Source organism: Lelliottia sp. WB101 (assembly GCF_003051885.1).
GTDB classification, from domain to species: domain Bacteria; phylum Pseudomonadota; class Gammaproteobacteria; order Enterobacterales; family Enterobacteriaceae; genus Enterobacter; species Enterobacter nimipressuralis.
This window is the reverse complement of sequence record NZ_CP028520.1, coordinates 2,342,217-2,354,104: the sequence shown is the minus strand read 5'-3', so window position 1 is coordinate 2,354,104 and position 11,888 is coordinate 2,342,217. Positions and strand designations below refer to the sequence as shown.

The window sequence follows — 11,888 nt, the reverse complement described above, 5'->3', positions numbered from 1 at the left end:
AGGCGGTTAACGGACGGATTACCATAGGAAACAATGGTAACAAGCCAAAGGATGTTTCCACCCTTTGGCCCGCAAGGGAATTAATCGAGTTTAACGCCCAGACGATGCGCGACGGCTTCGTACGCTTCAATCAGGCCACCCAGGCTCTGACGGAAACGGTCTTTGTCCATTTTATCCAGGGTCTCTTTGTCCCACAGACGGCTGCCGTCCGGGGAGAACTCATCCCCCAGCACCACTTCACCTTTATACAGACCGAACTCCAGTTTGAAGTCGACCAGGATCAGGCCCGCGTCATCAAACAGCTTTTTCAGCACGTCGTTGGCTTTGTAAGTCAGCTCCTGCATGCGCGCCAGGTTCTCTTTGCTCACCCAACCGAAGGTTTCGCAGTAGGATTCGTTGACCATGGGATCGTGCATTTCGTCATTTTTCAGGAACAGGTCGAACAATGGCGGGTTCAGTTCGATGCCTTCTTCAATACCCAGACGTTTCACCAGGGAGCCTGCCGCGCGGTTACGCACCACGCATTCGACCGGGACCATATCCAGTTTTTTCACCAGACACTCCGTATCGGACAGCAACGCTTCCATCTGAGTCGGGATACCAGCTTCGGCGAGTTTGCTCATAATGAAATGGTTGAACTTGTTGTTTACCATGCCCTTACGATCGAACTGCTCAATGCGTGCGCCATCCCCTGCTGACGTATCATTGCGGAACTCGAGCACCAACAGATCCGGGTTTTCGGTGCTGTATACGGTCTTCGCTTTGCCACGATACAACTCAGCTTGCTTCTGCATCTTCATTACTCCTGGTGTGATGATATGTACAAAAATCTCGGGATATTATGCCACGCACACGTTTGCGTAGCACGAAAATAAAAAGGGCTGGATTAACCAGCCCTGTTTTTTTATTTGCTGAATGCAGCCTGGAAGACCGCGACCAGCGCATCGTTCTGCGACTGGGTCAGCGTGTGACCTTTCGGATCGATGAACTGCAAGCTGCTGCGGTTATCGAGGTCACCGACCTGAATTTTGTAATCGCCGGACGCGAGGCCAGGATCGCTGGCACCCAGTTCCTGCCATGCGCTATCGGAAAGCGGTTTGTAAGTGGCCGTGATGCTGCCCGTTGAACGGGTGCTGTCGGTCACTTTCATACCGGCTTTTTCAAGCACGGCTGGCAGACGCTGCCAGGTTTGCTGGAACGGTGCACGCACTACCAGCATTGGCAGACCGGTGTCATCCGCTGCGCTCTGCACATCGAAGGTCACGCCATTGCGGCTCTGCGCGGAGTTCGCTGCATCGGTCGCGTTTTTATCGAGACCAGAAGCAATCACGTTCAGCATTTCAGTGCTGTAGCGCTGCAGCGAGGCCGCATCCGCCACTGGCTTGCCAGCCTGCTCCAGGTTCAGCAGTTTGACCGTGACGGCCTGCTGATAACCCTGCGGTTTGACAGAGACTTGATAACGACCACGGTACTGCTGATCTTCATCCAGACGGTTCCATTCGATCCAGTCGGTCGTCAGACTCTGACTGGCGTCGTCACGCTTATCAATCGCGTAGTTCTTCGACTGAATCACGCTGACCACCTGCGGCCACAGGGTGTTGCCACGACCGTTTTCGACCAAAAGCGTAGCCGTGTCACCCGTAAACTGGGTGCGGGCACCGCTCACCAGCGCCAGTGGCTGTGCCGGTGGACGAATGTCCAGCGCTTTGCCTACTGCGCCACTGCTGTTAGTGACAGGAATGTTGTAATCGCCGTTTTGAATCGGCAGGATCATACCCGCTGGCGCATGAAGTTCAGCAAGCGGCGTTGCATCCAGATAGGATTCATCACCGCTCACCTGGCGCTTGTAGCGCGAGTCTGAACTACAGGCTGCGAGGAGCATAACAAGCGAAACACCCGCAACCTTCGCCAGGCGCGACTTCTGTACTGAGTAAGCCATCAAATCTCCCTAAACTCTACAGCAAACCGGCATGCTTCAGCGCCCCGGTGACCACTTCGCGACCGTGGTCGGTAATGGGGGTCATCGGCAGACGCAGCGTGTCGGTCGCTACAAGTCCCAACTCCTTACATGCCCATTTCACTGGGATCGGATTGGGTTCGACAAATAATTTTGTGTGCAGCGGCATCAGACGCTGGTTAATCAAGCGAGCTTCGTCGAAATGACCCGCCGCAGCCAGTTTGCACATTTCGGCCATATCGCGCGCGGCTACGTTAGACGTAACGGAAATCACGCCATGACCACCGAGCTGCATGAAGTCCAGCGCGGTCGCGTCATCACCACTGAGCAGGATAAAGTCGTCTGAAACCAGCTCTTTGATCTGGTGAACGCGGCTTAAGTTCCCGGTCGCCTCTTTAATTGCGATAATATTTTTAACTTTCGAGAGACGGCCTACGGTTTCCGGCAGCATATCGCAGCCAGTACGCGACGGCACATTATACAGAATTTGTGGCAAGTCAGTATGTTCAGCGATGGCTTTGAAATGCTGGAACAGACCTTCCTGCGTTGGGCGGTTGTAGTACGGGGTCACCGTCAGGCAGCCTACAATGCCGCTGTTGTTAAAACGCTGGGTCAGGCTGATGGCCTCGGCGGTTGCATTTGCACCCGTTCCGGCGATAACCGGGATACGCCCGTCAGCCAGTTCGACGGTCATCATCACCACATCGCCGTGTTCTTCATGGCTCAGGGTGGCAGATTCACCGGTAGTCCCTACGGAAACGATCGCCGACGTCCCGTTGGCGACATGGTAATCAATCAGTTTTTTCAGGCTTGACCGGCAGACATTACCTTTCTCATCCATCGGCGTAACAAGCGCAACAATACTTCCCGTGAACATGGGCCATCCTCTGTGCAAACAAGATTCTCAATGGTACGTTTGGAACTGTAATAAAAGCAAGCGACGTAAGGCGTCCAGGCTGTTGTATGCATGTTTTTTTTATGCTTTCCTTAGGATGACTTAACCACGCAAAGGAAGAACAGGTTTGACAACCTCATCACAACATTACCTGGTTATCACTGCGCTGGGTGCCGACAGAGCCGGTATTGTGAACACCATCACCCGCCACGTCAGCAGTTGCGGCTGTAATATCGAAGACAGCCGCCTTGCGATGCTGGGTGACGAGTTCACGTTTATCATGCTGTTGTCCGGGACATGGAACGCGATTACGCTCATTGAATCCACGTTGCCGCTGAAAGGCGCGGAGCTGGATTTGCTGATCGTGATGAAACGCACAACTGCGCGCCCGCGCCCGGCCATGCCGGCGACCGTCTGGGTGCAGGTTGAAGTCACCGATTCCCCGCACTTAATCGAACGTTTCACCGCACTGTTTGACAGCCACCAGATGAACATCGCTGAGCTTGTGTCCCGCACACAGCCCGGACCGCTGCCAAAATTATTTATTCAGATCACGGCACACAGCCCTGCCTCGCACGATGCGTCAAATATTGAGCAAGCGTTCAAAGCACTCTGTACAGAACTCAATGCACAAGGCAGTATAAACGTCGTCAATTATTCGCAGCACGAACAGGATGGAGTTGAGTAATGAATCCACTGAAAGCCGGTGACATCGCACCGAAATTTAGCCTGCCCGATCAAGACGGCGAGCAAGTAAATTTGACCGACTTCCAGGGACAGCGTGTTCTGGTCTATTTCTACCCGAAAGCCATGACGCCAGGGTGTACCGTACAGGCGTGCGGTTTACGCGATAACATGGATGATTTGAAAAAGGCCGGCGTAGACGTGCTGGGAATCAGCACCGACAAGTCAGAAAAACTGTCACGCTTCGCTGAAAAAGAGCTGCTGAACTTTACGCTGCTCTCCGATGAAGACCATCAGGTTTGCGAGCAATTTGGCGTCTGGGGTGAGAAGACCTTTATGGGCAAAACCTACGACGGCATTCATCGCATCAGCTTCCTGATTGATGCCGATGGCAAAGTTGAACATGTGTTTGATGATTTCAAAACCAGCAACCACCACGACGTGGTGCTCGACTGGCTGAAAGCGAACGCCTGATTAAACGAAAAATCCCGGTTCATTGAACCGGGATTTTTTTTATTCTTCCACCGCAGGCACATCCGGCCACGCATGCACGACCGCTTTAATCAGCGTCGCCAGCGGGATGGCAAAGAACACCCCCCAGAAGCCCCACAGCCCCCCAAAAATCACCACTGACAGGATGATCACCAGCGGGTGCAAATTCACCGCCTCCGAGAACAGCACCGGCACCAGCAGGTTGCCGTCCAGCCCCTGAATAATCAGGTAGACTGCGAAACAGCTCCAGAACTCTGTTCCCAGACCAAACTGGAACAGGGCCACGCCGACCACCGGAATCGTCACCACGAATGCGCCGATATAGGGAATCAGCACCGAGAAGCCCACCAGCACCGCCAGCAGCAGTGAATAATTCAGACCAAAGATCACAAACCCAATCCAGGTCGCGACGCCGACCACAATCATCTCCAGCACTTTGCCGCGAATGTAGTTGGTGATCTGCTGGTTCATCTCTTTCCACACCTGGCCCGCCAGGCCGCGATTGCGCGGCAAGATGCGGCGCACGGCGTTGAGCATCTGCTCTTTGTCCTTCACGAGGAAGAAGACCATCAGCGGCACCAGCACCAGATAGACCGCCAGCGTCAGCAGGCCCACCAGCGAGGCGAGGGAATATTTCACCACCGAATCGCCCATCGTCATGATGCGGGCGCGCATATTTTCCGCCATCGCATCAATAATGCCCGCATCCATCAGCGCCGGATAACGGCGTGGCAGCGTGGCGGCAAAATCGGAGAGTTTATTGAGCATCCCCGGCATATCGCGGATCAGGTAGATCCCCTGCTGCCAGGCAACCGGCATCACCACAAACGACATCAGCAACAGAATGCCGACGAACAGGATCAGCACAATGCTGGTTGCCCAGCGGCGGGAGCAGCCAATTTTTTCAAGACGCACTGTCGGCCATTCGAGAAGATAGGCCAGTACCAGGGCAACGAGCAGCGGCGCCAGCAGGCCGCTGAAGAAGAACAAAATACCGAACCCGGCGACCAGAATAACCAGCAAAGCAATAGCTTCGGGGTCGCTGAAACGGCGCCGATACCACTGCATTAACATTTCGAGCATACAACCCTTCCCTGAATCTGATGGCTGGAGCGAGAGGCGAATTGTATCTAACTGTCACACAAAAGACTTTCCATTTTTGACGCTGCGTCACGAAACGCAAAAGGCGGGCGTTTGGGATTTTCTTCAGGCCGTAACACGGCTACACTCGCAGAGCAGCAGAAGGTGAACGATATGCACGTTCTTCGGTCAAATGGGTACATCCAAAATACAGGGCAGAGGTTATGTTCAGGCAGTTGAAAAAAACTCTGGTTGCAACGCTTATTGCCGCGCTGACTGTCGGTCAAATGGTGCCAGCTTTCGCTGACACATCCGATACATTGCCGGATATGGGTACCTCAGCAGGAAGCACGCTCTCCATCGGACAGGAAATGCAGATGGGTGATTACTACGTGCGTCAGCTTCGCGGCAGCGCGCCGCTGATTAATGACCCGCTGCTGGTGCAATATATCAACGGCCTCGGCATGCGCCTTGTGGCCCACGCCGACTCCGTCAAAACCCCCTTCCACTTCTATTTAATTAATAACGACGAAATCAACGCCTTCGCCTTCTTCGGCGGTAACGTGGTGCTGCATTCGGCGTTATTCCGTTATTCCGACAACGAAAGCCAGCTTGCGTCGGTAATGGCGCACGAAATCTCCCACGTCACTCAGCGCCATCTGGCGCGTGCCATGGAAGATCAGAAAAAAAATGCGCCGCTGACCTGGGTCGGCGCGTTAGGTTCGATCCTGCTGGCGATGGCCAGCCCGCAGGCCGGGATGGCCGCCCTGACCGGGACGCTCGCGGGGACGCGTCAGGGGATGATCAGCTTTACCCAGCAGAACGAACAGGAAGCAGACCGCATCGGCATTCAGGTGCTCCAGCGCTCTGGTTTTGATCCGCAGGCGATGCCGACCTTCCTCGAAAAATTGCTCGATCAGGCGCGCTACTCCACTCGCCCACCGGAAATTCTGCTGACCCACCCCCTGCCAGAAAGCCGTCTTTCCGATGCGCGTAACCGTGCCAATCAGATGCGTCCGGTCGTCGTTCAGTCGTCGCAGGATTTCTACATGGCGAAGGTCAGAACCCTCGGCATGTATAATTCTGGCCGCAACCAGCTGACGAGCGACCTGCTCGATACGCTGACGAAAGGCAATGTGCGTGAGCAGAATGCAGCCCAGTACGGTCGTGCGCTGCAGGCGATGGAAGCCAGCAAATACGATGAGGCGCGCAAAGCGCTCCAGCCGCTGCTGGCCGCCGATCCTAACAATGCGTGGTACCTGGATCTCTCAACCGACATCGATTTGGGCCAGAAGAAAACCGCCGATGCGATTAACAGACTGAAAAACGCCAAAGATTTGCGCACCAATCCGGTGTTGCAGCTCAACCTGGCGAATGCTTACTTACAGGGCGGCCAGCCGAAAGAGGCGGCAACGATTCTGAATCGCTATACCTTTGACCATAAAGACGATCAAAACGGCTGGGATTTACTGGCGCAAACCGAAGGACAGCTTGGTAACCGCGACCAGGAGTTAGCCGCACGTGCCGAGGGCTTTGCCCTTGTTGGGCGCCTGGACCAGTCGATTTCCCTGTTAAGCAGCGCCAGTTCGCAGGTGAAACTGGGCAGTCTGCAGCAGGCGCGCTACGACGCCCGAATCGATCAGCTGCGCGCGCTGCAGCAACGGTTCAAGCCGTACGAAAAGATGTAATAAGGAGAAGTCATGTCAGACAAGGTTAAAATTTATCACAACCCTCGCTGCTCCAAGAGTCGCGACACCCTGAGCCTGCTGAAAGCGAACGGCATTGATCCCGACGTGGTGCTCTATCTGGAGACGCCGCCGGACGCCGCCACTCTTCGCCAGCTTCTGAGCATGCTGGGCATGGCGAGCGCACGTGAGCTGATGCGCCGGAAAGAAGATCTCTATAAATCCTTAAACCTGGACGATAGCCACCTCACGGAAGATGCGCTGATTCAGGCGATGGTTGAAAATCCAAAGTTGATTGAGCGCCCGATTGTGGTCGCTAACGGTGAAGCGCGCATTGGTCGCCCACCGGAAGATGTCCTCGAAATCCTCAACTAAAGGGTGCGCCGCAGTGCTTCAAGAAAGGCCTGCGGCGTACTGTCCCCCAGCTTTTTCTGCGCTTTGCCCTGATTATAGAATTCACAGATTCGCATCAATAACTCCCCTGCCGGTTCCACATTCACTCTGGGAATGATTTCACCCAGCGGGATCGCCACCTGTACGGCGCAGTGCTGTGCCGGGCTGTGTTTTATTGCCATCCCCTCAAGGCTCAACGACGCAGAAAACCCGAAAGTCTCAACAGATTGAATATCAGCCGGACAGGCTTCCAGCAGCTCTCTTGCCCAGTTTGCCACCAGCTGCGGTGAAATCCCCGCATAAAGCCTGGCAAAACACCAGCCGCTGACCGGCTCCCGCGCCCACAGCAGATGCTGTTCCCCACCGTCGTCCATATGCAATGAGAGCGGCAGATGGTGCAGTTCAAGCCGCTGCGGTAAGAGACCGGCTTTCAGCGCTTTTTTGCCCTGCAGTGGCGCGCCCTGACGCGAGGATGCAGCAGGTTTCAGATAGCGATTCAGCGTCGCCCGCGAAACGCTAATCCCCAGCCCTTCATTCACCAGCAGCAACAGTTCGTCCAGCGGCGCACCGGTGGCGTCACGCAGGGCGTTAATCAATGAAACCTGCTCTTGTCTCATCGCTTTGTATATCACTTTAGGCGTCGTGTGGTTGTCGGATATCTGCTCACGCTTGCGCCAGCGCCGGACGGTGGTGACTGAAATTCCCAGCTCCAGGGCCAGCTCTCTGTCGCTTTTATCAGACTGCTGAAGATAGCGACGGGTACGCGGTGTCGTGGTGGCATTGGCGTGCAGTTTGATTTCCATCGCGAGGCCTCAGTCAAATTTCTTATAACCAATCTTGTGAGATTTATATTAACAAAGCGATTACATTGTGACCTGATTCACCTTTCGGTCGCAACGCTTCACTGATAATCCTCAGACATAACATAAACAACGTCACACGATCTTGTACGGAGTTCACAATGAACAATGTTCTGGGATTTATGGAAGCAAAATTGATGCCGCTGGCAGCCAAAACGGCTCAGCAGCGCCATCTGGGTGCCATTCGTGGTGCATACGTTTCATTCATGCCGTTTATTATCGTCGGCTCGATCTTGCTGGTTATCTCCTCGTTCCCGAATCAAACCTATCAGCAGTTTATGTCGTCGGCCTTTGGCGAAAGCTGGAGCGCGATTATCGAGATTCCGTTTAACGCTGTTTTCTCGACGATGTCTCTGTTTATCAGCTTCCTGGTCGCCTTCCGTCTGGCGGAGCACTACGACGAAGACCGCATCTCGTGTGGGATTCTGGCGCTGGTCAGCTTCCTGATCCTCACGCCGTTTATCAAAGTGGCGGAAAACGGCGGTATTACCGTGATGCCGGTGGAGTGGATTGGCAGTAAAGGCCTGTTCGTGGCGATGATTGGCTCGCTGTTATGGACGGAGCTGTTCTGCTGGCTGAAGCGTAAAAATCTGGTGATTAAAATGCCGGAGGGCGTTCCGCCTGCAGTGCAGGAGTCGTTCGCCGCGCTGATCCCCGCCCTGGTGGTGATGATTCTGGTGCTGGTGATCCGCATTGGGTTTGAAAACACGCACTATCACACCATCCATCAGTTCATCTATGACGTGGTCGCAACGCCGGTGCGTCACTACGGCACCTCCTATTTCGGCGCACTGATGACGGTGTTCAGTATCACCATTTTGTGGTCAGTGGGCATTAACTCCGGTTCGATGATTAACGGCATTATCCGTCCGCTGTGGATGGAGAATCAGACCGACAATATCGCCGCCATTCAGGCGGGTGTGACGCCGCCGCACATTATTACCGAGCAGTTTTTCGACATGATCTGGATGGGCGGCGCGGGTGCCACGCTGTCGCTGGTCATCGCGATGCTGATTTTTGCCCGCAGTAAAAATATGCGGGAAGTGGCGCGGCTCGGCGCGGGCGCATCGGTGTTCAACATCAACGAACCGATTCTGTTCGGACTGCCGGTGATCATGAACCCGATCATGCTGATTCCCTTCAACCTGGTGCCGCTGGTGTTAGTCACCGTGCAGTACGCGGCCATGAAAATCGGCGCGGTCGCCGTGACCACCGGGGTGTTTATTCCCTGGACGCTGCCGCCGGTCATCAGCGGCTTTATCGTCACCGGGCATCTTAGCGGCAGCGTGATGCAGCTGCTCAACCTGCTGATCGGCGCGATGCTCTATCTGCCGTTTATGCGCATTCTGGACAAACAGTACCGCGCTGCGGAAATCGCTACCGCGACGCCAACCGAAACCACGCTGGCAAAACAGGAGTAAACCATGTGGGGAATTATCGCAACCTGGCGAATGGCGCTGGAAGGAGTGACGGAGTCTGCGTCTGCGCTGGCTGCGGGGAAGCCTGTCGCATCGGCAGTCGTGGATGCCGTTGCCGCCGTTGAAGACTTTCCGTATTACAAGTCCGTCGGCTACGGCGGGCTGCCCACGGAGAATGGCGAGGTGGAACTCGACGCCGCCTATATGGACGGCGACACGCTGGCCTTTGGCGCAGTGGGCAATCTGGTGGATATCGCCAACCCGGTGCGGGTGGCTCAGGCCTTGAGCCGTCAGCGCTATAACAGCCTGCTGGTGGGCCAGGGGGCGCGCGAGTGGGCGTTAAGCCAGGGCTTTAGTGACAAAACCATGCTCACCGACCGGGCAATGCAACACTACCGCAAGCGCTGTCGTGAAACGCTGGACAAGGGGCTCAGCCCGTACGACGGTCACGATACTGTCGGCATTATCGGGCTGGATAAGCAAGGCTCCATGAGCGTCGCGACCTCCACCAGCGGCCTGTTTATGAAAAAACGCGGGCGCATCGGGGATTCGCCGATTATCGGCTCCGGTTTTTATTGCGACAGCGAAACGGGGGCCGCCACCGCCACGGGCGTGGGCGAGGACCTGATGAAAGGCTGCACCAGCTACGAAATCGTGCGCCGCATGGCGCAGGGCATGACGCCACAGCAGGCGGCAGATTCCGTCGTCTTTGAACTGGAAGACAAGCTGATGTCACGCTTTGGCCGCGTGGGCGATCTTTCCGTGGTGTGCATGAATAACCGAGGCGAATTTGGCGCGGCGACCAACATCAAGACGTTCTCTTTTGTGGTCGCCACCGCCCGGCAGCCCCTGACCGTTTTTCGCACCGAACGTCTGCGTGAGAAAACCCACTATCAGGCCGTGGATGACGACTGGATGCAGGCCTATGCCACCCGCATTCGCGCGCCGATTGAGGAACAACCATGATTACCTGCCAGCTGATTACCTCCCTTGCCGAAGCCCGCCCACACAGCCATCTTCTGGCGCGCCACGCCTGTGCGCAGCTGCCGGAGACGGCGCTTATCAATGAGATGCGTGCACAGACAGGCGTAGCAGACACACGCTTCGGCTGTGCCCCTTTTGCCCGTATCACTCTGTTGCCAGAAGCGCTGTGGCAGGATTCCCTGACCGACGGTTTAGTGGCCGCGCTACGCCCGCTATTTGCCGCGCCCGTCAGCGAAAGCCTGGTGATTGATCTCTGCGATATTCACGACACCGTTCTGGGCCAGTTGCTGCGTTTCCTGTTCAATCAGGCGCATAACCTCAGCGATTTGCAGCTCAAGAAAACGGACGGTTCCGCCGTGCGGATTCGCCACATTGCCGCCCTGTGCCTGCCCGAGCAACGAGAGCGGTTAGCCAGCATCATCGAACAACAGCAGGCGGTTGCCAACGGGATGATTGCTGCACGGCGTCTGGCAGACACCCCATCCGACCGCTGTACACCACAGTACGTGGTCGACGAGGCGCAGACCCTGTGTGCCGCCTTCCCTGCCCTGCGCTGCGAGGTGCTTGATGAACAACAGATCGTCGGGCAAAGTCTTGGGCTGCTCCATGCCGTTGGAAAAGGCGCCACCTGCCCGCCGCGCCTGCTGGCGATTCATTACGACGGCGTCAGCGACGGTCCGGTTCGCTGCTATGTGGGCAAAGGCATTACCTTTGACACGGGCGGTCTGTGGCTGAAGGAAGGCGCAGGCATGTACACCATGAAGTACGACATGTGCGGCGCGGCCAACGTTTTGGGCCTGATGCTGACGGTGGCGGAGCTGAACCTGCCCGTGCGGATCATGGGCGTGCTGGCGCTGGCGGAAAACGCCATCGGCCCGGACGCAATGCAGCCGGGGACGGTAGCGCGGGCCTGTAACGGCCTGACGGTGGAGATCAATAATACCGACGCCGAAGGACGTCTGGTGCTGGCTGACGCTATCGCCTGGGCGAGTCAGCGTCATCCGCAGGCGCATTACATTATCGATATGGCGACGCTGACGGGTGCGGTGGTAAAAGCGCTGGGGTATGAGCTGAGCGGATTGATGACGCAAAGCGAAACCCTGCGGGAGCAGCTGACCCGCGCCGGGATCAGGAGCGGCGATGAGGTGTGGTCTCTGCCGCTGGATGCGCGGCTGAAAAAACAGACCGAAAGCACGATTGCCGATCTGTGCAATATGCCGACCAATAACGCGGCGATCAGTGCGTCAGCCGCATGGTTATTACACCATTTTTGCCCGCCAACGATTCCGTGGGCGCATCTGGATATCAGCGGAACGGCGTTATGGCGTGAAGGCGGAAGGAGCGTGGCGTCGGGAAGACCGATTCCATTATTGGTGGAGCATTTATTAGCAGACGTAAAACTGTAAGCCCGCACAAGCGACACGCCGCCGGGCCAGAAGG

General features: G+C 56.0%; 12 protein-coding genes. 7 read left to right on the top strand and 5 right to left on the bottom strand.

Annotated features, from left to right (window positions below; genetic code table 11):
• Nucleotides 1-80: 80 nt before the first annotated feature.
• From purC to dapA, 3 genes are all read right to left on the bottom strand, one after another.
• Nucleotides 81-794, bottom strand: a complete 714-nt coding sequence (purC, locus tag DAI21_RS11315) for a phosphoribosylaminoimidazolesuccinocarboxamide synthase (RefSeq protein WP_095282862.1) — start codon at nucleotides 792-794, stop codon at nucleotides 81-83.
• A 110-nt stretch (nucleotides 795-904) separates the two neighbouring features.
• A complete protein-coding gene (bamC, locus tag DAI21_RS11310; protein ID WP_100779350.1) occupies nucleotides 905-1,939 on the bottom strand; it encodes an outer membrane protein assembly factor BamC in 1,035 nt (344 codons plus the stop codon).
• Between the two features lie 16 nt (nucleotides 1,940-1,955).
• Nucleotides 1,956-2,834 carry a 4-hydroxy-tetrahydrodipicolinate synthase gene (gene dapA / locus DAI21_RS11305; RefSeq protein ID WP_100779349.1) on the bottom strand — a complete coding sequence of 293 codons (879 nt, stop codon included), beginning with the start codon at nucleotides 2,832-2,834 and terminating at the stop codon, nucleotides 1,956-1,958.
• A 145-nt stretch (nucleotides 2,835-2,979) separates the two neighbouring features.
• On the opposite strand from dapA, the gene DAI21_RS11300 reads away from it, so the two are divergent.
• Both DAI21_RS11300 and bcp read left to right on the top strand, forming a co-directional pair.
• Nucleotides 2,980-3,540 carry a glycine cleavage system transcriptional repressor gene (locus DAI21_RS11300; RefSeq protein WP_100779348.1) on the top strand — a complete coding sequence of 187 codons (561 nt, stop codon included), beginning with the start codon at nucleotides 2,980-2,982 and terminating at the stop codon, nucleotides 3,538-3,540.
• Nucleotides 3,540-4,010: a thioredoxin-dependent thiol peroxidase gene (bcp, locus tag DAI21_RS11295; protein ID WP_100779347.1), complete on the top strand. Its 471-nt coding sequence runs from the start codon at nucleotides 3,540-3,542 to the stop codon at nucleotides 4,008-4,010. Before DAI21_RS11300 ends, bcp begins: the two co-directional genes overlap by 1 nt.
• A 39-nt stretch (nucleotides 4,011-4,049) precedes the next feature.
• On the opposite strand, the gene DAI21_RS11290 is transcribed toward bcp, so the two are convergent.
• Nucleotides 4,050-5,111 (bottom strand): AI-2E family transporter, encoded by a 1,062-nt coding sequence (locus tag DAI21_RS11290; protein WP_100779346.1) that lies wholly within the window; start codon nucleotides 5,109-5,111, stop codon nucleotides 4,050-4,052.
• A gap of 221 nt (nucleotides 5,112-5,332) precedes the next feature.
• On the opposite strand from DAI21_RS11290, the gene bepA reads away from it, so the two are divergent.
• Together bepA and arsC are read left to right on the top strand one after the other, a co-directional pair.
• Complete coding sequence (gene bepA, locus DAI21_RS11285; protein ID WP_100779345.1) at nucleotides 5,333-6,796, top strand: beta-barrel assembly-enhancing protease; 1,464 nt, start codon at nucleotides 5,333-5,335, stop codon at nucleotides 6,794-6,796.
• Between the two features lie 12 nt (nucleotides 6,797-6,808).
• Complete coding sequence (gene arsC / locus DAI21_RS11280; RefSeq protein ID WP_107703142.1) at nucleotides 6,809-7,168, top strand: arsenate reductase (glutaredoxin); 360 nt, start codon at nucleotides 6,809-6,811, stop codon at nucleotides 7,166-7,168.
• Here arsC and DAI21_RS11275 read toward each other — a convergent pair.
• Nucleotides 7,165-7,989 carry a hypothetical protein gene (locus tag DAI21_RS11275; protein ID WP_107703141.1) on the bottom strand — a complete coding sequence of 275 codons (825 nt, stop codon included), beginning with the start codon at nucleotides 7,987-7,989 and terminating at the stop codon, nucleotides 7,165-7,167. The two genes, arsC and DAI21_RS11275, sit on opposite strands and share 4 nt — an antisense overlap.
• A gap of 158 nt (nucleotides 7,990-8,147) precedes the next feature.
• On the opposite strand from DAI21_RS11275, the gene celB reads away from it, so the two are divergent.
• Genes celB through DAI21_RS11260 form a run of 3 tightly spaced genes read left to right on the top strand, consistent with a single transcriptional unit; the run spans nucleotide 8,148 to nucleotide 11,854 of the window.
• Nucleotides 8,148-9,467, top strand: coding sequence for a PTS cellobiose transporter subunit IIC (gene celB, locus DAI21_RS11270; protein WP_107703140.1), 1,320 nt, complete (start codon nucleotides 8,148-8,150; stop codon nucleotides 9,465-9,467).
• Nucleotides 9,468-9,470: 3 nt separating this feature from the next.
• The gene (locus DAI21_RS11265; RefSeq protein ID WP_100779341.1) at nucleotides 9,471-10,430 is read left to right on the top strand and encodes a N(4)-(beta-N-acetylglucosaminyl)-L-asparaginase; all 960 of its coding nucleotides are present in this window, start codon (nucleotides 9,471-9,473) and stop codon (nucleotides 10,428-10,430) included.
• Entirely contained in the window at nucleotides 10,427-11,854 is a 1,428-nt protein-coding gene (locus DAI21_RS11260; RefSeq protein WP_107703139.1) for a M17 family metallopeptidase, read from the top strand. Before DAI21_RS11265 ends, DAI21_RS11260 begins: the two co-directional genes overlap by 4 nt.
• Nucleotides 11,855-11,888: the final 34 nt, after the last annotated feature.

Excerpts from the sequence above, each read along its gene's own strand:
- bcp (WP_100779347.1), top strand. The coding sequence starts at position 3,540 with ATGAATCCACTGAAAGCCGGTGACATCGCACCGAAATTTAGCCTGCCC.
- DAI21_RS11260 (WP_107703139.1), top strand. The coding sequence starts at position 10,427 with ATGATTACCTGCCAGCTGATTACCTCCCTTGCCGAAGCCCGCCCACAC.
- celB (WP_107703140.1), top strand. The coding sequence starts at position 8,148 with ATGAACAATGTTCTGGGATTTATGGAAGCAAAATTGATGCCGCTGGCA.
- bamC (WP_100779350.1), bottom strand. The coding sequence starts at position 1,939 with ATGGCTTACTCAGTACAGAAGTCGCGCCTGGCGAAGGTTGCGGGTGTT.
- arsC (WP_107703142.1), top strand. The coding sequence starts at position 6,809 with ATGTCAGACAAGGTTAAAATTTATCACAACCCTCGCTGCTCCAAGAGT.
- purC (WP_095282862.1), bottom strand. The coding sequence starts at position 794 with ATGCAGAAGCAAGCTGAGTTGTATCGTGGCAAAGCGAAGACCGTATAC.
- dapA (WP_100779349.1), bottom strand. The coding sequence starts at position 2,834 with ATGTTCACGGGAAGTATTGTTGCGCTTGTTACGCCGATGGATGAGAAA.
- DAI21_RS11275 (WP_107703141.1), bottom strand. The coding sequence starts at position 7,989 with ATGGAAATCAAACTGCACGCCAATGCCACCACGACACCGCGTACCCGT.
- DAI21_RS11265 (WP_100779341.1), top strand. The coding sequence starts at position 9,471 with ATGTGGGGAATTATCGCAACCTGGCGAATGGCGCTGGAAGGAGTGACG.
- bepA (WP_100779345.1), top strand. The coding sequence starts at position 5,333 with ATGTTCAGGCAGTTGAAAAAAACTCTGGTTGCAACGCTTATTGCCGCG.
- DAI21_RS11290 (WP_100779346.1), bottom strand. The coding sequence starts at position 5,111 with ATGCTCGAAATGTTAATGCAGTGGTATCGGCGCCGTTTCAGCGACCCC.